Raw genomic sequence first — 20,114 nt, forward strand, 5'->3', positions numbered from 1 at the left:
ACACCCAGAACTGCAGGCAGCCGCGTTTGATTGGCGGAGGTTTTGTTGCGTACTTGCAGAGTAAATGAGCCTGAACAGAGACATTAGTATAAGAGAGGCGGAGCGCCACCCGCGCTGGTGGCTGGAGGGGCTGCTGTACAGCAGTGTCTTCATCTCTTGCTGTGGCCTGGCGCTGACCGCAGAGACGTACCTGCTGGCCGGGCTGCCGGTGTCCTGGGCGATGGTAGTGTTTGTGTTTCTGGCTACGCTGTTTACCTACAACCTCAGCAGTGTGCAGAGTATCGTCCGAAGGCCAACCCAACTTATAAACAGGCACGACCCGGTGTGGGGGCAACGGCACAAGCGGGAACTGGCGGTGCTGGGGCTGTTAAGTATAGCCATGGCAGCAGGAGTATACTTTTGGTTTGGTCTGCGGATAAATTGGTGGTTTCTGCTGCACCTGGCCGTAATTTCGGTGGGATACTCGGTGCCGGTACTTTATAAACGAAAGCGCGTGAGGCCGCTGCGCAGTGTGCCGCTGCTCAAAGTGTTCCTGATAGCCTATGTATGGGCAGTGGTGACGGCCATGTTCCCGCTACTGGACGCTGGCATGGACGTATGGCAACCGGAAACCCTGTGGCTTTTCCTGCGCCGCTTCTTGTTTATACTTGCCCTCGCCCTCCTCTTCGATATCCGCGATTTTTCTTATGACCGCAACATGAACACGCTCACTTTCCCGGGCTGGATAGGTGTTCGAAACACCAAGCTACTCTCGCTGGGGCTGCTGGGGCTGTATATGCTGGTGGTGCTGGCAAGTGGGGAGCACGGGTTTATACTTTGGGCCCTGCTGGCAAGTGCCCTGGGAGCGGCCGTAATCGTATGGCGCTCTGCGGAGAACAGGCCGCGCGCCTACTTTGCCATAATGGCCGATGGGGCCATGCTGCTGCATGCGGGGCTGGTGGTGCTGGCTATGGCAGTGGCTGGCTAAGGTGCAAGAAAGCCTTGGGCAGGTGGTCTATCACGTCCGAGGCGGTCATGCCTATCTCACCCACCGTTTGCAGCGCCAGGTCGGCGGCCAGGCCATGTATAAACACCCCCAGCCGGCACGCCTCCTCCAACGTATACTGCTGCCCCACCAAAGCCGTAATAATGCCCGTCAGCACATCGCCGGTGCCGCCAGTGGCCAGGCCGGGGTTGCCGGTGGTGTTAAAGTATATTTTCCCCTCCGGCGTCCCGATGGCCGTATGGCCCCCTTTCAGCACCACATAGCAGCCATACTCCAGGCAGAACTCGCGCAGGTGCTGCAACCGGTCGTAGTCGTTCTTCACCTTGCCCACCAGCCGCTCAAACTCCTTGGGGTGCGGTGTGAAAACAAGCTTTTTCTTGTAGAGCTGTCCTTTCAACTTCTCACTGCCGGCAACCAGGTTAATGGCATCCGCATCGATAACCAGAGGAAGGGAAGAAGTCGCCAGCAGTTGCCCGATAGCGGTTTTGGTAACGCGTTCGGTACCAATGCCCGGGCCAATCCCAATAACGCTATACTTATCCAGTTCCGGCGGCAATTCCGAAAGGTGCCTGCGGTTTTTGTCGGTGAGCGTCATGGCCTCGGCGACGGCCGTTTGCAGGATAGGATAGCCCGCCTGTGGCACCTGCACCGTGAGCAGGCCGGTGCCGCTGCGGAGGCAGGCACGGGCCGCCAGCACGGCGGCGCCCATTTTGCCGAAGCTACCGCAAAGCAGCAGCGCATGGCCATAGGTGCCCTTATGGGAGAATTTCTTCCGGGGTTTTAGCATTCGCTGCACATCTTCCTGCCGGGTGCAGTATAAGTTTGATTTTACCTCAGCGATAAACGGCTGGCTCAACCCGATGGGCACCACTTGCCACGCGCCTACAAAGGGTTCGTGCTGGGGCAGCAGAAACGCCAGTTTGGGGAGCTCAAAGCTAACGGTATACGTTGCCCGGATGATGGCCCCCTCCTCAGGTGTCTGGCTGTCGGAGAAGAGGCCGGAGGGGATATCGATGGCGGTGATGGTGGCGCGGCTGTTGTTCAGTTGGTCAATCACCTTACCATATAAGCCGGTAACGGGACGGTTCAGGCCAGTGCCGAAGAGGGCATCTACCACCAATACATCTTCACGAAGTTCAGGTATCATGCTCTCCTGTTCCACGTGGATGGGCTGCAATTCCTCAGGCAGGCGCTTCAGGTTTACCTTAAAATCATCCGAAGCCTTAGATGTATCCCCCACCACATAGGGTTGTACTTTATACATTCGCTCGTGGAGCAGGCGCGCCACGGCCAGCCCGTCGCCGCCGTTGTTGCCGGGGCCGCAGAAAATGTGTACCTCCGCACCCGGCTGAAACTTATTTTCAAACCAGCCGGTAAAGGCTTTCGCTGCCCGTTCCATCAGGTCGGTGGAGGAGATCCCTTCTTCACGGATAGTATAAGCGTCGGCTTCGCGGGTTTGGGCAGCGGTGAGGATTTTCATGTGGAACAGCAGGGTTAGTATGCCTAAATATACTTTATTGTGATGGTACGGTTGCGGGTGCAGCAGGTGAGGACGGGCAATGCATCCGCAGAAACAAGCGCGATAAAAATGCAACCGTCAGGGCACAAAAAAGAGTAAAAACCAGTTTATAAGCTACTGCTCAACCCTAAACCAAAGTATAAAATTGAGACTGAAGTACAAACTAATCTCTTCTCTGCTGAGTTTGATGGTGCTGGCGAACCCTGTACTGGCGCAGCAGCCAGGTATAAACCAGGATAGTAGCAAGGCATTTTCGGATACGGGCCTTTCCGTAACGGCAGATACAATACGACAGCCAGGCTTCGACCTGCGCAACAAGGCTATCATCACGGCTGAGGGCGACACCATTTACCCGGGCCAGAAAAATCCCTTCACGGAGTCGCAGCTGCGGGAGGGGGAGAACAAACGCTACCTGAAGCGCGCCGTGATTCCGGCTGCCGCCCTTATCGGATTAGGAATCTATACCATACAGGACCGGGGGCTCTTCAGCAGCTTTGATGCCCGCGATGCGCGTAATAGGCACGCCCCGGATTTTGCCACGAAGGTGGACGACTATGTTTTCTTCGTGCCGCTGGCCTACCTGTACGGCTTCAATGCCTTCTCCTCCCAGAACCGCCACGAGGTAGGGCGGCAGACAAAACTACTGATTGCCTCCGGCGCGCTGACCTCCGCCCTGGTGTGGCCCACGAAGAAACTCACCAACATCGACCGGCCCAACAACGACAACCACGCCTTCCCGTCGGGGCACACGGCCTACGCCTTTACCATTGCCACGGTGGTAGACAAAGAGTTCCGGCACAAGAGCCCTTGGGTGAGCGTGGGCAGCTATGCCATTGCCACCGGCACAGGCGTGATGCGCATGCTCAACAACGAGCATTGGATGGCGGATGTGCTGGCCGGTGCCGGCGTCGGTATACTTTCAGTGAACACGGTGTACTGGCTGCACGACAAATTCGCCAAAGACAAAGGATTGAACACGATGGTAGTGCCCACGGTGCTGCCCAACGGAAGCCCGGGTGTGGGGCTGAGTGTAACCTTTTAACCTATACTTTACGAAGAGAGAAAGGCGCTGCAGAAAGGAGCGCCTTTTCTTTTTAACTTTACCCGATGCCATACGTCCGCTGCCTTATCCTATCATACTTCTGTCTGCTCTCCGGCGTCGCCATCGCCCAGGTGCGGCAGGTGCAGGGCGTGGTGCGCGATGCCGCCACCGGCGAGCGACTGCCTTTTGTCAGCATTGTGGCCAACGGGGGCGAGACCGGCACCACCACCAACCTGGAGGGAGAGTATAGCCTGCGCCACCAGCAACCCATCCGCAGCCTGCGCTTCAGCTATGTGGGTTACCTGCCCAGTACCATCTACCCAGACTCTGTGGAAAGTATAAATGTGCAGCTGCAGCCTACCTCGGCACGGCTGCAGGAAGTGGTGGTGCTGGGCACCGGCGAAAACCCGGCGCACCGCATCATCCGGCTGGCCACGCAAAACCGGGCGCGGCACCGCCTGCAAAACCTGGAGGGCTATACGTACCGCTCTTACAACAAATTTATACTTTCCGCCAGCGCCGTAGAGGAGCGGGAGCTGCGCGACACCCTGCAACTCTCCAAACGCGACTCGGCTTACCTGAAAATGCGCAACCTACTGGGCAAACAGCACCTCTTCCTGCTGGAGAGCGTCACCGATTACGCCTTTCTGCAGCCCGACCTCACCAAGGAAACCATCCTGGCCACGCGGGTGTCGGGGCTGCAGCAGCCGAGCTTTGGCCTGGTGGCCGCCGAGGCCCGTGAGTTTTCCGTGTACGACGACCTGCCGGTGTTCTTTGGCAAGCGCTACCTGAGCCCCCTAAGCCCGGGCAGCACCCGCAAGTATAACTTTGTGCTGCAGGAGACGGTGGTGCAGGGACAGGACAGCATCTTTATCATCTCTTTTGAACCGCAGCAGGGCAAAAACTTCGAAGGGCTGGAAGGGCTGCTTTACATCAACGGCAATGGCTGGGCCGTGCAAAACGTGCTGGCCGGTTCGGCGGGGGATGACGAGAAACGCAACATCCAATTGCAGCAGCGCTTCGAGCGGGTGGGGCCGCAGCAACAGTGGTTTCCCACGGAGCTGGATGTGGAACTGACTATTCCGCAACTCAACCTGAACGGGCACCAGCCTTACGCGCACATGCGCACCTACATCACCAACATCCACCTGAACCCTAACCTGCGCCGCTCTGAGTTTGGCGTGGTGGCCCTGCAACAGCAGCCGGATGCCGACCGCCAACCCGACAGCTTTTTCCAAACCTACCGCCCCGACTCGCTCACGCAACTGGAGCAGCGCACCTACGAGCGCCTCGACAGTGTGGGCCGCGAGCGCAAGCTGGACCGCACCATCCGGACGATGGAGTACCTCATGGCCCGGCAGATTCCCATCGGTATCATCAGCCTGGACCTGCGGCGCCTGCTACGGGTAAGCGCTTTTGAGGGAATGCGCCTGGGGATGGGGGCCTATACCAACGACCGGCTGTCGGAGCGGTTTAAAGTGGGCGGCTACTGGGGTTATGCCTTCAAAGACCGCAAGGCCAAGTATGGCGCCGATGCCTCGGTTATACTTTACCAGCCGCTGGAGTTGCAGCTAAGCGGCGCCTACTTTAAGGATGTGCTGGAAACCGGCGGGCGGCGGCTTGCTTTTGAGGAAGGCTACGGGCTGCTGGGCAACCTGCGGCGGGCCCTCCTCACCGACATGGATTACACCACCCACCAAAGTATAGGTTTGCAGGGCCGCGTGCAGCGTTACCTGCAGGCCAGTGCCCAGCTTAGGCAGGAGGAGCGGCGGCCAACCTTGCTGCAGCCGGAGGGGCAGCCTGTGCCGGTATTTAACCTCACTGAGGCAGTGGTGGGCCTACGCTTTGCCCCCGGCGAGAAATACATGGAGCAGTTTAACCGCCTGGTGCCTATGGCGGGAGAGGGCAAGCCGGTGCTGTGGCTGCAGTACACCCGTGGCCTGGATGGTTTTCTGGACGGAGACTACAGCTACAACAAGTATGACCTGCGGCTGAAAACGCTGCTGCGCCACCGCACCTTCGGCGAGAGCCGGATTATACTTTCGGGCGGCTGGGTGGAGGGCAATGCCCCGCTGGTAACGCGCTACAACGGCTACGGCAGCAACAACCGCGACTACAAGCTCTACACCAGCGAGGGCTTTGAGACGATGTACCCTTACGAGTTCTTCACCGACCGGTATGCGGCCCTTTTCTTCTCCCAGAACTTTGGCAAGCGCCTGCTCAACACCCGCTTCTTCGCCCCGGACCTGGTGGCTGTCACAAACGTTGGTTTTGGAGGTATGGAGGAGCCGCTGCAAGAGCTGCCGGAGGTTGCTTTCAGAAGTATGCGCAAAGGGTACTTTGAATCGGGGCTGATGCTGGACAATATCATCAGCTCGCCCATCAGCGGGGTGGGCTTGGGTGCCTTTTACCGCTACGGCCCATACGCCCTGCCAAACTCGCGCGACAACCTCCGTATAAAGCTTACCGTGAGCCTGCTGTTTTAGGCGATGTTGACCTACGGAAGTATAAAGTATAAATCGGAGCGGTGATTGCCAATTACTTAATAATAGGCATGTAAAAGTATGATTGTGTTTGTAAAGTATAGTGATGGTAAACAAAATCATAAAGTATAACGCATGCTAACCTATAAATCCATAACTTTGTCGCACCTTTTTCCCACTCAGAATTCAACAGCATGACAGTTTCTAAAATGGCGCAAAACCTAATCGGCTCCGAGATTATTCGAGTAGCCGGCGAGGTGAACGCAATGATAGCCAAAGGCGAGCCTATCTGTAACCTCACCATCGGCGACTTTAACCCCAGCATCTACCCGATTCCGGAGGAGCTGCGCAAGGGCATCACCAAAGCTTATGAGCAAGGGCACACCAATTATCCGCCTGCTAACGGCGTGGCGGTGCTGCGTAAGGCGGTGGTCAATTTCACGCAGGAGCGCCTGGGGCTAACGTACCCTGAGAACGACATCCTGGTAGCCGGCGGCTCACGTCCGCTCATTTACGCCACCTACCTGGCTCTGGTAGACCCAGGGGATAAGGTGGTATACCCTACTCCCTCCTGGAACAACAACCACTACTGCCATTTGTCTGGCGCGACGCCGGTAGAGGTGAAAACACGGCCGGAGAACAACTTTATGCCGACCGCTGAGGACGTAAGGCCGCACCTGAAAGGCGCTACCATGCTGGCCGTGTGCTCGCCGCTGAACCCGACCGGCACGATGTTCTCCAAAAAAGACCTGGAGGAGATTTGCGACCTGGTGCTGGAGGAGAACCGCAGCCGCAGGGAAGGCGAGAAGCCGCTCTACCTGCTCTACGACCAGATTTACTGGATGCTGACCTTTGGCAACGCCGAGCACTACGACCCGGTGAGCCTGCGCCCGGAGATGCGCGACTACACCGTTTACATCGACGGTACCTCCAAGTGCTTTGCGGCCACTGGCGTGCGTGTAGGCTATGCTTTCGGCCCGACGGTGGTGATGGACAAGATGAAATCCATCCTGGGTCACGTGGGTGCCTGGGCGCCTAAGGCAGAGCAGATGGCTACGGCCGAGTTCCTGCAGAACCCGGAGGCGGTAGACAGCTTCATGAACGAGTTTAAGCCGAAAGTACGGGAGAGCCTGGACACCTTGTATAACGGGTTCCAGGAGCTGAAAGCAGAGGGCTTTGCGGTGGATGCTATCGAGCCGATGGGGGCGATTTACCTTTCAGCCAAGATAGACCTGGCAGGTAAAACCACCCCGGACGGCAAAGTGCTGGAGACAAGCCAGGACATCACGTTCTATGTGCTGCACGAGGCCAAGCTGGCCGTGGTGCCGTTCTCGGCCTTCGGTTCCGGCAAAGACCTGAACTGGTTCAGGCTGTCAGTGGGAGGCGCCTCGCTGGAGGATATCAAAGCCTCGGTTGGCAGGCTGCGTGAAGCCCTGCAGCAGCTGAAGTAGACCAGTGATTCACAGGACTTAGAAGATTATCCTGATTCTGAAAAAGTAGCTTGTTTGCCCTCGCTTGCCTCTGGCGAGTGGGAGGTATGGCTTGGCCCTCTGGGACAAATAAAACCGAATGTATACTTGAAGAGACGCAGCAACGACTGCGTCTCTTTTTTTAGGCGTTACTCAATCTGAATCTGGCGGTTTATACTTTCTTCCAGCGATATCAGGGTTTCGGTGCGCTGCACGCCTTCTATGGGCTGTAGCTTCTCGTTCAGTACCTCACGCAGGTGGTTGGTGTCGCGGCAGACGATTTTGGCAAACATGCTGTAGGCGCCCGTGGTGTAGTGCAGCTCCACCACTTCGGGTATCTCCTTCAACTTCTTTACTGTCTCCTTGTACTCCGAACCCTTCTCCAGGAAAACCCCGATAAAGGCGCAGATATCAAAGCCCACGGCCGCTGGGTTTATCAGCAACTGTGCCCCTTTCACCACACCCATCTCCGTCAGCTTCTTCATGCGCACGTGGATGGTGCCCCCCGAAACGTTCAGTTCCTTGGCGATATCAGTGTAGGGACGGGTCACGTCCTGCATCAGCAGGCGCAAAATCTGTTTATCCAGTTTATCAATTTCGTAATGCATACGCTCTTTTACCTACCTCTTTTAACATATTTTCAAAGATAAAGGTTATTATTGAAAATTTGATAAATAAATAAAATTATATTTGTTAAATTTTTAAATAAGAACAACTGTTTTTACATTTGTGATGTATAAATGCTGATTTCATTAACAAAAAATCAAAAAAATGTCAGAAACATTAACATTAACAGAACCAGAGGTGCTCGATGCTACCGTGCGGCACCTGAGCCGCGTGCAACTTCCCAAAATCCTGAAGGTGCAGCAGGGCATCGTGCGGGCCACCCACGACTTCATGTACAAAAAGGGGCTGACGCAGCTCATGCCGCTCATGCTCTCCCCCATCACCGACCCGCTGAACCATGGCGTGGTAGACGCCACCATCGGCTATGCCGACCAGCGCTGGAGCCTCACCAAGTCGATGATTTTCCACAAGCAGCTGGCCCTGATGAACCCCGAACTGAGCAGCCTCTACATCGTGTCGCCGAACGTGCGCCTGGAGTTCTCTGACCGCGCCGCCACCGGGCGCCACCTGTTTGAGTTTACGCAGATCGACTTCGAGTTTAAGGGCAAGGACCGCTTTTTCGTGATGGAGTTTATGGAGGAGCTGGTAAACTTCGTGTTCCGCCGCCTGAACGAGGAGCTACCGGAGACGATACTGGAGCTGCGTGGTGAGCTGCTGCCGCAGTACGAGAAGTGGCAGGTGCACCGTACCGAGAAGCTGGAGGCAGAGCTAGGCCCAGATTACGAGCGCATCAAATCCGAGGAGGCAACCGAGCCGTTCTGGCTGCTGAACCACAAGCGTGAGTTCTACGACAAAGAGGATCCGAAGAAGCCGGGCACATACCTGAACTACGACGTAATCTGGCCAGAAGGCTTCGGAGAAGGACTCTCAGGGGCAGAGCGCGAGTATGAGTACCACCAAATCCGCAAGCGTATGGCCGAAGTAGGCACCGATGAGGAAGCCTTTGCGCACTACCTGGAGGTAGCTAAAGAAGGTGCTATCCCGAGAACGGCTGGTGGAGGTTTTGGCGTGGAGCGCATGACCCGTTTTATCTGCCGTCTGAAAGATGTGAACGAGGTAACTGTTTTCTCGCGCAAACCTTTTACCAAAGCCATTTTCTAGCACCCGCTAATCGCATGCTTAAATGAATAGGATATGGATGACAATAGCGATAATGCAGATAATCCTGCGAATTATAAGATAACAGATTGGTTTAAGCTGATGTGAAGGCCTGCTGCTGAAATGCTGCAGGCCTTTTTGCTTTGGAGCTGGTGAGGGAGAAAAGCAAGTGAGAAAGGGTTATAATGAAGTATGCTGGTGGAGTGCCGGGTACAACCACTGCTGTTCCGGACTTCTTTGTCCGGACTTCTTCTGCCGCGGACATCCTTGTCCGCGTTTCTGCAGCACCGGGCCCAACCACCCCTACCCTTCCTTAGCCAAGGAGGGGAGCTTACTTTTACTGCTTGCAAAGTATAAGTTTTATAGCGACAGTTCTCCTGCGGACAGGTCGCGACCTGTCCCTACAAAGTATGGGACTCAGCAAATGATTACACCCCTATTGAGCTTTGCTCGCAAGTTTCGAACTCTCGTTCTCACTTGTCCTCAAGGGGACAGTTTATACTTGCTACACTCTTGTCATCTCGAACACTCTTGAGGCGGGAGCCGAAGAGAGCCAGCGTAAGCTGTAAGAGATCTAGCGGGGACTCTAACCAGATCTCTCCCAGAGGTCGAGATGACAGCAAATGTGGGCTATCGATTCTGTTCCCAGCCTTTGGGTGGGGGTAGGGGCCCTCGTATAAAGAGCGCCTCGAGAGGTTCCGGTGACGAGCGCAAGCGAGGCATTGCGACGTTAGGAGCAAAGGAAGCGAAAGCAGCGCGATGCCCTTATCGAGGGCACCTAGCCCCAAGGCGAGGCCTCCCGGCCTGGGAGGGCACCAAAGCCAGAGATGAAACGAGTCGTTTGTGGGAGCTAGAGGATGAACGGTGGTTTGGAAGTATAGCTTGCCTTAAGTTGCGTGAAGCGGTAGCTTGCTAAAGGTTTGGTTCAAGCGAGGTGCTGGCGTCGTGGAGCTTCTCGTAGAGCAGCAGCGAGGCCATGGCGCTGGCCAGCACCATGCGCGTATCGTCTGAGAGGTCAGGCTGCAGCCATACTTTGCCATTGTTTAGCACTTGCACCGCCCCCAGCACCTGGTCGCCGGCCTTGAACTCGTACCCCACCATATCGGGCAGCGGCATACTTTTACCCTCAAACTTATACACGGGCACTACCGCGTAAATAGTGCTGCCGTTGGAAAGCTCCCCCTCAAAGCGCTGGCGGTCCTGGTAATGGCCCGGATCGGCAGTGAGCAGGTGCCACTGTCCGCTCTCCGGGGAGGTGAAGTAGCTGGCGTAGTACTCCAGGTTGGGCGAAAGCCGAATGCTGATGCCGTTGTTAGACTTCAAGTTCTTCTCGTGCAGGCGGCTGGCTCCAAACACATACCACTCCGTGCCCTGGGCGCTCCTCAGGCTAAACTCGTGTTGCTGCTTAGATTTAACATTTTCGTAGCCGAAGAGGTTGAAGCCGCCGCTGTTCCGCCACCCGCGGTGCACGTTGCCTACCGTGTAATTGCCGATGGCGAAGCTACCGTTCGGCTTAAAGGTTTTGCGGCCTTCTACAGGCAGTTCCTGCGCCTGCTCTTTAAAGGTGGGCTCCACAGCCATGTGCGGCATGGAGCAGGCCTGTAGTGCCAGCAAGCCGGCCAGTACAGCGGTTCGTAATCCTTTTTTCATAGTTTTATAGGTAAAGAGGTGGTAGAAATGATAAGTATAGCCATAGCATATATAGTGCCAGCTGCTGCCAAAGAAGCTGAGAATGAAGCTAAAAGTATGGCTACCGGAATTATGGGGCAGGCGAAAGTATAAATCGGGCAAGTATAGGCTGATAAGCCAAACTCATAAGACCCTCCAGGTGCTCGCGCGCGGACACTTTTATGTCTTGAAATGAGACAGGGACCAATAAAAAAGGCAGAAGCCGTAGCTCCTGCCTTTCCTGCTTTTCGCAGATGTATACGTTAGAAATTCAGGATAACGTCCTCGATGATGTCGCAGCACTCGTGCAGTTGCTCCTCCGTCATCACCAGCGGTGGCGCAAAGCGGATGATATCGCCGTGCGTCGGCTTGGCTAGCAGGCCTTTCTCCTTCAGCTCCACGCATACGTCCCAGGCGGTGCGGCCATCTGGTGTCGGGTTGATGATGATGGCGTTGAGCAGGCCGCGGCCGCGTACCAGTGTCACCAGCTCAGGGCGCTTCTCTATCAGGCGCTGCATGCGCTCCCGGAACAGCTCCCCCAGCTTGTAGGCGTTCTCCGTCAGGCTTTCATCTTTGATTACCTCCAGGGCGGCGATGGCGACCATGGCGGCCAGCGGGTTGCCCCCGAAGGTTGAGCCGTGCTCGCCCGGCTGGATGCACAGCATGATATCGTCGTTGGCCAGTACGCAGGAAACCGGCAGCACACCACCCGAGAGGGCCTTGCCAAGTATAAGCACATCGGCTTTCACATCGTCGTAGTAGCTGGCCAGCAGCTTGCCTGTGCGCCCGATACCTGTCTGTATCTCATCGGTCATCAGCAGTGCGTTATACTCCTGACACAGCGCATGGGCCTTGGATAAATAACCCTCATCGGGCACTACCACGCCAGCCTCTCCCTGAATCGGCTCAACCAGGAAGGCACACACATTCGGGTTCTCTTTCAGGGCCCGCTCCAGCGCCTCCATGTCGTTGTACGGGATCACCTTGTAGCCCGGCATGTAAGGCCCGAAACCCTTAGTGGAGTCGGGGTCGGTGGAGAAGGAGATGATGCCGGTGGTGCGGCCATGGAAGTTGCGCTCTACCACGATGATCTCGGCGTTGTGCGGGGCAATGCCTTTTTTAAGGTAGCCCCACTTGCGGGCCAGCTTGATGGCAGTCTCTACAGCCTCGGCCCCGGAGTTCATGAACAGCGACTTGTCGTAGCCGAATAGTTCGCATACGTACTGCTCGGCCAGGCCCAGCTTGTCGTTGTAAAAAGCGCGGGAGGTAAGCGTAAGCTGCTGCGCCTGCTCGGAAAGCGCCCCCACAATTTTGGGGTGGCAGTGCCCCTGGTTCACGGCGCTGTAGGCCGACAGGAAATCATAGTAGCGTTTTCCTTCCACATCCCACAGGTGCACCCCCTCGCCGCGGTTCAGCACCACGGGCAGCGGGTGATAGTTATGGGCGCCATACTTTTCTTCGGTGTCGATGGCCTGCTGGCTGGAGGTAAAGGTTTGCGTGTTCATAGTTTTCAATTATCAGATCTCTTGGGTAAAGGCAGTGTAGCCGCTCCTCTATATTACAAAGAAATGGGTGTAGTTGTTGTCAAATTTACACAATTACGGCCCACTTCAAAACTAGGCCCGCCGCTGCCCAGCCATAGGAAAGGAAACGGACAGTTTTTGGAGGCATGTACTTTATTTCCGAGCTTTGCGGGAAACGAGGAAGGGCTTTGGCGCAGAAATTAACAGAAGGAGAGGACTTTTACTTTAACGAGCAGGGGCTGATGGTGCTCACGGCAAAGTACCTGCAGAAGCGCGGCTACTGTTGCAGAAACGCCTGCAGGCACTGCCCCTACGGCTTCCGGAAAGAGGTGGCCGCCAAGCAGAAGAAAGTATAAATCCTGTTACCGGAGCGGCGCCTGCGATGCAGATTTTATACAGGCAAAGTAAAATTTTGGCTACAGGTTTGATATTCTGTATCTTTTTATAGATATTTGCACCCCTATTGAATAAACCAGAAAAGAATACAAGATGGCACGAGTTTGCGACTTAACAGGTAAAAGACCACAGGTAGGTAATAAGGTTTCGCACGCTAACAACAAGACGAAGCGTAAGTTTTATCCAAACCTACAGAAGAAGCGTTTCTACATCCCGGAGGAGGATGCATGGGTGACGCTTAAAGTTTCTACTTCTGCACTGAGAACCATCAACAAGAACGGTATCTCTGCAGTGCTGAAAAAAGCTGCTGAGCAAGGTTACATCCTGTACTAGTAGTGGCCCACTTCCGGCTGCAAGCCGCTGGCAGCTTAGCTGAACCGCAGTAGCAGGCATTTCCGGAGAAAGCCATCTGGTACTTTACGATAAACATCGGCAACGGAGAGAAGCAGTGATGCATTCGCTCCGTTGCTGTTTTTTTAACCTTTGCCGTTTCCTGTAATAGCAAGAGGCGCAGCATGTGGCAAGTGTAAATAGTGTGAACGCCCGGCGGTGGTTTCACAAGAAAATTTATACATTGTTTGTAATTAGAGATTTAAGCTTTTATATTTGCAGTCCTAAATAAAAAATTACTGTCGAGATGGCTAAAAAAGCAAAAGGTAATAGAATCCAGGTGATTATGGAGTGTACAGAGCACAAGGCTACTGGCATGCCTGGAACTTCAAGGTACATCACTACCAAAAACAGAAAGAATACTCCTGAGCGTCTTGAGCTGAAGAAGTACAACCCTGTGTTGAAAAAAGTAACTGTACATAAAGAAATTAAATAACCATGGCTAAGAAGGTAGTTGCAACCCTAAAGACCGCTACAGGTAAAGACTGGGCAAAAGTGATCAAAGCTGTGAAGTCTCCAAAAACTGGTGCTTACGGCTTTAAAGAAGAGATGGTGCCTGTTGACAAAGTTCAGGAGTTCCTTTCGAAGAAATAATACAGCCTACTCTACATCGATAGATAGATTACATGAAGAAGTCCCACTGTTGGGACTTTTTTAGTATATTACCGTATCACTGAGATAGCATTCACCCTACATATAAACCGGCATGGGAATTTTTGACTTTTTCAGCAAAGAGAAGAAAAAAGAATCGCTGGATAAAGGCCTTGAAAAAACCAAAAGCAGCTTTTTTGGGCAGCTGAGCAAAGCTGTCATGGGCAAGTCCACGGTAGACGTGGAAGTGCTCGACGAGCTGGAGGAAATCCTGGTGCATGCCGACGTAGGAGTGGACACGACAGTGAAGATCATCGACCGCATCGAGAAGCGCGTAGCCCGCGACAAGTACGTGAGCACCGATGAGCTGGACATAATCCTGCGCGAGGAGATTGCGGCCCTGCTGGAGGAGAACCGCGCCGGCGACGGTGCCAACTTCGACCTGCCGAAAGACATCAAACCCTACGTGATCATGGTCGTGGGCGTGAACGGCGTGGGCAAAACCACCACCATCGGCAAGCTGGCTTCTCAGTTCCATAAAGCCGGGAAAAAGGTAGTGCTGGGCGCTGCCGATACTTTCCGTGCCGCCGCCGTGGACCAACTCATAGTATGGGGCGAGCGCGTGGGTGTGCCGGTTATCTCGCACGGCATGAACACCGACCCTGCCTCCGTGGCCTACGACGCCGTGAAAAAAGGCGTGGAGCTGAACGCCGATGTGGTCATCATCGACACAGCCGGCCGACTGCACAACAAGGTGGGCCTGATGAACGAGCTCTCCAAGATCAAGCGCGTGATGCAGAAGATAACACCGGACACGCCGCATGAGGTGCTGCTGGTGCTGGACGGAAGCACAGGGCAAAACGCCCTGCTGCAGGCCCGTGAGTTCACCAAGGCTACTGACGTAACGGCGCTTGCCATTACGAAACTAGACGGTACAGCCAAAGGCGGCGTGGTGATTGGCATCTCGGATGAGTTTAAGATTCCGGTAAAATATATCGGGGTGGGCGAGAAAATTGAGGATCTGCAGCTGTTCGACAAGCAGCAATTCGTAGAGTCGTTCTTCTCCCGCAAATAAGTATGGCCATGGCTAAGTTCCTGTTGCTGGCGCTGCTGCTCTCGCAGTGCAATGGCGCCAACCAACACCATCAAAACACACAAGAGCCGATGGAAAACCAGGAACAGGCAAAAGACGCTCAGGGCCAGCAAGCCCCTATACAGCAGGGAATCAGTGGACAGGTGCTGTGGGTGTCAGGCAACCAGATGCCCTCTCCGGACGCCCCACCCAGCAAAGGCCGCGGTGTGCAGCGAACCTTGTACATCTACGAGCTCACCAACGCCAGCCAGGCCAACACCACAGAAGGTGTTTTTCACACCAACATTCAAACTAATTTAGTGACTCAGGTTGTTACAGATGCTAACGGTAACTTTGCTGTTAGCCTGAAGCCCGGCAGGTACAGCCTTTTCTCGAAGGAGGAAAAAGGCCTGTTTGCCAGTATCTACGACGGGGAAATGAACATCAACCCGGTGGAGGTGCAGCAGGGGCAGGTAACACAGGTAGAGTTTCTGATAAATTATCAAGCAAGTTATTAAGCTTCGCTGCAACGTTATCCCTCCTTTACTTGCTACTGCTGTTTACTACCATCAACAGCGTTGCTCTGCCAGCATAGTGCCTTTTAAGCCATAGTAGCCTTTCTGATACATACATTTGGCTCATAACGAGATCCGTGCTAATTTGTACCGCAATAAAAGGAATACCTATCCCTACCTTCTTCAAATTATCTATTAAAAGACGCGCCTGAAGTATGGCGCACCCCATCAGAGCGCAGCATGTGCTTGGCTACTCCGTGTGTACCCTAAAACAAACTTATGGCAAAACATCTACTCGTTTTTCTTCTACTTCTTCTTCTATCTATCTCCGCCCGCAGCCAGGAATGGCAGTGGGTAACACAGGCCGGTGGCAATTATACAGAGAGCAGCCAGCTTGCGGTTGATGCCCAAGGCAGTAGCTACACTGGTGCAAAGGGGCATGTGGTAGGAGCAGCCAGCGTCAGCGCATTAGGTGCGAATTACGCAAAAAGTATAGCCGCTACATCAGTAGGAAGATCCAACGTAGCAGACTTTGGCGGTAATATGTCCCGTGCAGGTGACAATGAAAGGGGAAGTAATCTCTTTAGTGCCCAGTTACGCTCCGTTTCCATGGCTGCTACTCCTACTATAACGGTTGGTACGCTTCCCGCCAGCTACAGCACATGCTCTGGCACTACGTTAGACATTCCCTTTACAACTACAGGCACATTCCAGACAGGCAACACCTTCCAGGCGCTGCTTTCAGACAAAAATGGCTCTTTCGTAGCGCCTACTTTAATAGGACAGGGAGCGGCAAGCCCTATTAAAACCACGATTCCAAGCGGTGTTGAAGCTGGGGCCGGGTACAAAATAATGGTTATTGCTACGTCCCCTTACACAGCAAGTGAAGCAAGTGCCAAGAGCATCGAACTGATAACAGTGCCTATACCCGGGGCGATGGTTGGTAATACTGCGCCATGTGTAGGTGAGACCGGGCTAACATACGCTATCCCGGCTCAACCAGGAGCTATCGCTTACGACTGGAAGCTGCCCGTAGGGTGGTCCTTCCTGGAGGGGCCGGGATCACCAAGTATAAAAGTAAAAGCAGGCGCGCAGTCTGGCAACATTGCTGTTACCGTTACGACTGCGTGCGGCACAAGTGCAGTTACAACCTTATATGTAAGCGTTGATAACACGGTGCCCAGCCAGCCAGCGGCTATTGTTGCCTCCAAAACAGAAGTATGCCCTGGCATGGAGGTAACGTACAGTATAGCTCCGGAGGCCAGTGCAACAGGCTATACGTGGACAGTGCCACACGACTGGTCTATAACCTCAGGACAGGGAACGAGTAGTATTACAGCAATAGTAGGAGTAAATGCAGGAATGGTGTCAGTGGCTGCTTTTAACCAGTGCGGTGTCAGTGCGGCGCAAACCTTAAATGTATCAGCGGGCCCGCCTGCTGCGCCTACAGTAGTGGCAGCTACGGGCTGTGTAGGCAGTAGCGTCACCCTGCAAGCCTCCGGTGCCTGGACAGAATATGCTTACTACTGGTATACTTCTGCCACTGGCGGTGATTACATTGCTAAAGGCGCCTCCTTCACCACGCCCCCGCTTAAAGCCACCACCACTTACTACGTTTCTCTTGTAGCAAAAGGCGGCTGCGAAAGCCCAAGAACTGCCGTTACAGCCACTATCACCCCGGAACAATTGGCGGAGGCAGGACCAGATGAAACTGTTTGCGCTGGCGCCCCTGCTTTTACGCTGGCAGGGTATGCCCCTGCAGGTGGCGTGTGGGCTGGGGCGGGAGTGACGGCAAGCGGAGAGTTTAACCCTTCCATGGCTGGTGCAGGAGTTCATACGCTGACGTACAGCATGCCCCCTAATAGCTGCTTTGCCTCCGCAACCAAAACTATCACAGTCACACCGGAGCCTGTGCTAACCTTACTGCCTTTTGAGGATGTATGCAGTATCATACACGATTTTGATTTGTCAAAAGGCCAACCAGTGGGTGGGACGTACAGTGGCATCGGAGTAGACAGCACCAGATTTGATGCAACAGTGGCGGGAGTCGGCACACACACCATTACGTATACTTATAACTTTGATGGAGGCTGCAAGGTGTCGACAACGCAGACGATAACCGTTACCACCTGTACGGGGCTTCCGGAGAGCAAGCTGGCTTCTCAACTCATACTGTATCCTAACCCTACCCAGGCAGAGATACGGGTAGCGCTGCCATTGCCAAAAGCAACGTCTTTGACGCTGCGCCTCTTCGACACAAAGGGGCAGCAAGTGTACGAGCGGCATTTTGGCAAAATGCAAGGCGATTTTAAACACATGATAGACCTAAGCGCAAGACCTAAAGGTATCTACCTGCTACAGTTGGTCCTGAATGATGGCGTGATAACCAGACGGGTGGTAAAGGATTAACAGCCAACCCATACGGCTTTTTAGAAAAGAACAGCCTGCTGTAGAGCAGGCTGTTCTTTTATTAACCAAACATATTGTACTTTTGTAGCACATTTTACTAATCGAACTAATACCGGTTTGCGGTGGTTCTCAGTTACTGAGGATTATTGCGCTAATACATACACACGTGAAAGTAAGAAGTTTAAAGAAGGATAAGGTTAACGTAGTTACCCTGGGTTGCTCTAAAAACCTGGTGGACTCCGAAGTACTGATGGGGCAGCTGCGTGCCAACGAATTTGAGGTGGCGCACGAGTCTGACAAGGACGATTCGAACATCATCATCGTGAACACCTGCGGCTTTATCGACAATGCCAAGCAGGAGTCTATCGATACCATTCTGCGCTACGCCGAGGCCAAAGAGGCCGGACAGATTGATAAGCTATACGTGACCGGCTGCCTCTCGCAGCGCTACAAGGATTCGCTGGAGGAGGAGATTCCGCAGGTGGATGCCTACTTCGGTACGCTGGAACTGCCGCGCCTGCTTAAGACGCTGGAGGCTGACTACAAGCACGAGCTTATCGGGGAGCGCCTGCTGACCACACCTTCTCATTTTGCTTACTTCAAGATTGCCGAAGGCTGTAACCGCCCTTGCTCTTTCTGCGCCATCCCGCTGATGCGCGGTAAGCACGTAGACCGTCCGATAGAGGACCTGGTGCGCGAGGCAAAGCGCCTGGCAGGTATGGGAACGAAAGAACTTGTGCTTATCGCCCAGGACCTGACCTATTACGGCCTGCAGCACTATGGCGAGCGCAAGCTGGCCGATTTGCTAAGAAACCTCTCGGATGTAGAGGGCATCGAGTGGATCAGGATGCAGTATGCTTACCCGTCGCAGTTCCCGATGGAGGTGTTTGACGTGATGAACGAGCGTGAGAACATCTGCAAGTACCTGGATATGCCGCTGCAGCACATCTCCGACAACATGCTCAAGACCATGCGCCGTGGCATCAGCAAGCGCCGCACCATCGAGCTCGTAGACCAGATTCGTCAGCGCGTGCCAGATATTGCTTTAAGAACTACCCTGATTGCCGGACACCCGGGCGAAACGGAGCAGGACTTCCAGGAGCTGTATGACTGGGTGGAAGAGACACGCTTCGACAGACTAGGCATCTTTACTTACTCACACGAGGACAACACGCACTCCTATACGTTGGAGGACAACGTGCCGGACGAGGTGAAGCAGGAGCGCGCCGACGCCATCATGGAATTGCAGCAGGGCATTTCGGTGGAGCTAAACGAGGAGAAAATCGGCAACACTTACAAAGTGCTCTTCGACCGCAAAGAGAGCGGCTACTTCGTGGGCCGTACCCAGTACGACTCCCCGGAGGTAGACAACGAAGTGCTGGTGCCAGCCGACAGCAACTACGTACGCCTAGGCGACTTCGCCAACGTGAAGATCACCGATGCCTCGGATTTTGATTTGTATGGAGAGGTGGTAGGGTAAGCGACACGCATAGCTCGCATCAAATAACACGAATACCTGAGAAACAAACGGCCCAGCAGGTATACTTGCTGGGCCGTTTGTTTCTAGCATAAATGTCCAACCACCCCTGGCCCCTCCTTATCCAAGGAGGGGAACTTTTACCTACTCCTCCTCCAGTCTTACGCTAATTGTTTTCGCTTCTACCTTTGGGCATCTTGGAATTGGCTCATCTTATACTTACCGTGGGGTGTACGAAAGTGTAAATCAATACTACGAAGAAATAAATCTGCCTAAGTAACTACAGGCTCCCCTCCTTGGACAAGGAGGGGTTAGGGGTGGTTGGACCCGGTAAAGTATGTCCTACTTCAGCACATACCGGCTCAGCACCCGGTACGCCTCGTTGATATTGTCCCCTTTCCGGAAATCCTGCTTGATGGTGGGCTGCTCCTCGCCGGTGAGCCAGATCTTCAATTCGGCGTCCAGATCGCCGATGCCGGCGCTCTCTTTGGAGAACATCTTGATGCTGCTGTAGGGGATGCTCTGGTAATCGGTTTTGGTGCCGGTGAGGCCTTGCTTGTTCACAAGTATAAGCCGCTTGTTGGTGAACACGAGCATGTCCCGGATTAGCTTGTACGCCCGCTCGATGCGCTCGTCGTCAATCAGGATAGGCTGAAATTCCTTGGCCAGTTTCTCGATGGACACTTCGGAGGCGTGTCCCATCATACCGCTTAATAGTCCCATAAGTATAAAAGTATAGATTTTCCATTCATTACGTAAAGCGGCAGTATCGGTAAGTATAAAGTATGGCTCCTGCCTGGCTATAAATCCAAAAATCCTGAAGGAGACAAAATAAAACCTTTACTTTGTG

The 20,114-nt window shown here is 54.1% G+C and carries 18 protein-coding genes; 13 read left to right on the forward strand and 5 right to left on the reverse strand.

Translation table 11 applies throughout. From position 1 onward, the window contains the following. Positions 1 to 64 precede the first annotated feature (64 nt). Positions 65 to 967 (forward strand): UbiA family prenyltransferase, encoded by a 903-nt coding sequence (locus C8N40_RS02230; RefSeq protein ID WP_108210155.1) that lies wholly within the window; start codon positions 65 to 67, stop codon positions 965 to 967. On the opposite strand, the gene C8N40_RS02235 is transcribed toward C8N40_RS02230, so the two are convergent. Beyond that, positions 948 to 2,465, reverse strand: coding sequence for an NAD(P)H-hydrate dehydratase (locus tag C8N40_RS02235; protein WP_108210156.1), 1,518 nt, complete (start codon positions 2,463 to 2,465; stop codon positions 948 to 950). The two genes, C8N40_RS02230 and C8N40_RS02235, sit on opposite strands and share 20 nt — an antisense overlap. A gap of 184 nt (positions 2,466 to 2,649) precedes the next feature. Between C8N40_RS02235 and C8N40_RS02240 the strand changes: the two genes are divergently transcribed. From C8N40_RS02240 to C8N40_RS02250, 3 genes are all read left to right on the forward strand, one after another. Further along, the gene (locus C8N40_RS02240; RefSeq protein ID WP_245904960.1) at positions 2,650 to 3,546 is read left to right on the forward strand and encodes a phosphatase PAP2 family protein; all 897 of its coding nucleotides are present in this window, start codon (positions 2,650 to 2,652) and stop codon (positions 3,544 to 3,546) included. 65 nt (positions 3,547 to 3,611) lie between these two features. After that, positions 3,612 to 6,032: a DUF5686 and carboxypeptidase-like regulatory domain-containing protein gene (locus tag C8N40_RS02245; RefSeq protein WP_108210157.1), complete on the forward strand. Its 2,421-nt coding sequence runs from the start codon at positions 3,612 to 3,614 to the stop codon at positions 6,030 to 6,032. A gap of 191 nt (positions 6,033 to 6,223) precedes the next feature. Next, positions 6,224 to 7,480 carry a pyridoxal phosphate-dependent aminotransferase gene (locus C8N40_RS02250; protein ID WP_170114001.1) on the forward strand — a complete coding sequence of 419 codons (1,257 nt, stop codon included), beginning with the start codon at positions 6,224 to 6,226 and terminating at the stop codon, positions 7,478 to 7,480. A 167-nt stretch (positions 7,481 to 7,647) separates the two neighbouring features. Here C8N40_RS02250 and C8N40_RS02255 read toward each other — a convergent pair whose 3' ends face one another. Next, positions 7,648 to 8,106 carry an Lrp/AsnC ligand binding domain-containing protein gene (locus tag C8N40_RS02255; protein WP_092101217.1) on the reverse strand — a complete coding sequence of 153 codons (459 nt, stop codon included), beginning with the start codon at positions 8,104 to 8,106 and terminating at the stop codon, positions 7,648 to 7,650. 163 nt (positions 8,107 to 8,269) lie between these two features. Here C8N40_RS02255 and C8N40_RS02260 point away from each other — a divergent pair, with 163 nt between their 5' ends. Then, positions 8,270 to 9,226: an asparagine synthetase A gene (locus C8N40_RS02260; RefSeq protein WP_108210159.1), complete on the forward strand. Its 957-nt coding sequence runs from the start codon at positions 8,270 to 8,272 to the stop codon at positions 9,224 to 9,226. 909 nt (positions 9,227 to 10,135) lie between these two features. Here the strand turns inward: C8N40_RS02260 and C8N40_RS02265 are convergent. Together C8N40_RS02265 and rocD are read right to left on the reverse strand one after the other, a co-directional pair. Next, positions 10,136 to 10,873 (reverse strand): hypothetical protein, encoded by a 738-nt coding sequence (locus C8N40_RS02265; RefSeq protein ID WP_108210160.1) that lies wholly within the window; start codon positions 10,871 to 10,873, stop codon positions 10,136 to 10,138. A 281-nt stretch (positions 10,874 to 11,154) separates the two neighbouring features. Next, a complete protein-coding gene (gene rocD / locus C8N40_RS02270) occupies positions 11,155 to 12,396 on the reverse strand; it encodes an ornithine--oxo-acid transaminase (protein WP_108210161.1) in 1,242 nt (413 codons plus the stop codon). Between the two features lie 206 nt (positions 12,397 to 12,602). Here rocD and C8N40_RS02275 point away from each other — a divergent pair, with 206 nt between their 5' ends. From C8N40_RS02275 to rimO, 8 genes are all read left to right on the forward strand, one after another. Continuing rightward, the gene (locus tag C8N40_RS02275) at positions 12,603 to 12,770 is read left to right on the forward strand and encodes a C1orf53 family protein (protein WP_175491047.1); all 168 of its coding nucleotides are present in this window, start codon (positions 12,603 to 12,605) and stop codon (positions 12,768 to 12,770) included. Between the two features lie 133 nt (positions 12,771 to 12,903). Further along, a complete protein-coding gene (gene rpmB, locus C8N40_RS02280; protein WP_092101225.1) occupies positions 12,904 to 13,143 on the forward strand; it encodes a 50S ribosomal protein L28 in 240 nt (79 codons plus the stop codon). A 304-nt stretch (positions 13,144 to 13,447) separates the two neighbouring features. Continuing rightward, entirely contained in the window at positions 13,448 to 13,636 is a 189-nt protein-coding gene (gene rpmG, locus C8N40_RS02285) for a 50S ribosomal protein L33 (RefSeq protein WP_073851609.1), read from the forward strand. A gap of 2 nt (positions 13,637 to 13,638) precedes the next feature. Next, entirely contained in the window at positions 13,639 to 13,794 is a 156-nt protein-coding gene (locus C8N40_RS02290) for a DUF4295 domain-containing protein (protein ID WP_073851610.1), read from the forward strand. Positions 13,795 to 13,906: 112 nt separating this feature from the next. Next, a complete protein-coding gene (ftsY, locus tag C8N40_RS02295; RefSeq protein WP_108210163.1) occupies positions 13,907 to 14,866 on the forward strand; it encodes a signal recognition particle-docking protein FtsY in 960 nt (319 codons plus the stop codon). A gap of 8 nt (positions 14,867 to 14,874) precedes the next feature. Further along, the gene (locus C8N40_RS02300) at positions 14,875 to 15,381 is read left to right on the forward strand and encodes a carboxypeptidase-like regulatory domain-containing protein (protein WP_108210428.1); all 507 of its coding nucleotides are present in this window, start codon (positions 14,875 to 14,877) and stop codon (positions 15,379 to 15,381) included. Positions 15,382 to 15,657: 276 nt separating this feature from the next. Then, the gene (locus C8N40_RS02305; RefSeq protein ID WP_108210164.1) at positions 15,658 to 17,787 is read left to right on the forward strand and encodes an Ig-like domain-containing protein; all 2,130 of its coding nucleotides are present in this window, start codon (positions 15,658 to 15,660) and stop codon (positions 17,785 to 17,787) included. 166 nt (positions 17,788 to 17,953) lie between these two features. Further along, positions 17,954 to 19,267 carry a 30S ribosomal protein S12 methylthiotransferase RimO gene (gene rimO / locus C8N40_RS02310; RefSeq protein ID WP_108210165.1) on the forward strand — a complete coding sequence of 438 codons (1,314 nt, stop codon included), beginning with the start codon at positions 17,954 to 17,956 and terminating at the stop codon, positions 19,265 to 19,267. Between the two features lie 339 nt (positions 19,268 to 19,606). Here the strand turns inward: rimO and C8N40_RS02315 are convergent, their stop codons facing one another. Further along, entirely contained in the window at positions 19,607 to 19,987 is a 381-nt protein-coding gene (locus C8N40_RS02315; protein WP_175491048.1) for a PH domain-containing protein, read from the reverse strand. Between the last annotated feature and the right edge of the window lie 127 nt (positions 19,988 to 20,114).

This window comes from Pontibacter mucosus (genome assembly GCF_003054055.1).
In the GTDB taxonomy this organism is placed as follows: Bacteria; Bacteroidota; Bacteroidia; order Cytophagales; family Hymenobacteraceae; genus Pontibacter; species Pontibacter mucosus.

Excerpts from the sequence above, each read along its gene's own strand:
- C8N40_RS02230 (WP_108210155.1), top strand. The coding sequence starts at position 65 with ATGAGCCTGAACAGAGACATTAGTATAAGAGAGGCGGAGCGCCACCCG.
- C8N40_RS02235 (WP_108210156.1), bottom strand. The coding sequence starts at position 2,465 with ATGAAAATCCTCACCGCTGCCCAAACCCGCGAAGCCGACGCTTATACT.
- C8N40_RS02245 (WP_108210157.1), top strand. The coding sequence starts at position 3,612 with ATGCCATACGTCCGCTGCCTTATCCTATCATACTTCTGTCTGCTCTCC.
- C8N40_RS02250 (WP_170114001.1), top strand. The coding sequence starts at position 6,224 with ATGACAGTTTCTAAAATGGCGCAAAACCTAATCGGCTCCGAGATTATT.
- C8N40_RS02255 (WP_092101217.1), bottom strand. The coding sequence starts at position 8,106 with ATGCATTACGAAATTGATAAACTGGATAAACAGATTTTGCGCCTGCTG.
- C8N40_RS02260 (WP_108210159.1), top strand. The coding sequence starts at position 8,270 with ATGTCAGAAACATTAACATTAACAGAACCAGAGGTGCTCGATGCTACC.
- C8N40_RS02265 (WP_108210160.1), bottom strand. The coding sequence starts at position 10,873 with ATGAAAAAAGGATTACGAACCGCTGTACTGGCCGGCTTGCTGGCACTA.
- rocD (WP_108210161.1), bottom strand. The coding sequence starts at position 12,396 with ATGAACACGCAAACCTTTACCTCCAGCCAGCAGGCCATCGACACCGAA.
- rpmB (WP_092101225.1), top strand. The coding sequence starts at position 12,904 with ATGGCACGAGTTTGCGACTTAACAGGTAAAAGACCACAGGTAGGTAAT.
- rpmG (WP_073851609.1), top strand. The coding sequence starts at position 13,448 with ATGGCTAAAAAAGCAAAAGGTAATAGAATCCAGGTGATTATGGAGTGT.
- C8N40_RS02290 (WP_073851610.1), top strand. The coding sequence starts at position 13,639 with ATGGCTAAGAAGGTAGTTGCAACCCTAAAGACCGCTACAGGTAAAGAC.
- ftsY (WP_108210163.1), top strand. The coding sequence starts at position 13,907 with ATGGGAATTTTTGACTTTTTCAGCAAAGAGAAGAAAAAAGAATCGCTG.
- C8N40_RS02300 (WP_108210428.1), top strand. The coding sequence starts at position 14,875 with ATGGCTAAGTTCCTGTTGCTGGCGCTGCTGCTCTCGCAGTGCAATGGC.
- C8N40_RS02305 (WP_108210164.1), top strand. The coding sequence starts at position 15,658 with ATGGCAAAACATCTACTCGTTTTTCTTCTACTTCTTCTTCTATCTATC.
- C8N40_RS02315 (WP_175491048.1), bottom strand. The coding sequence starts at position 19,987 with ATGGGACTATTAAGCGGTATGATGGGACACGCCTCCGAAGTGTCCATC.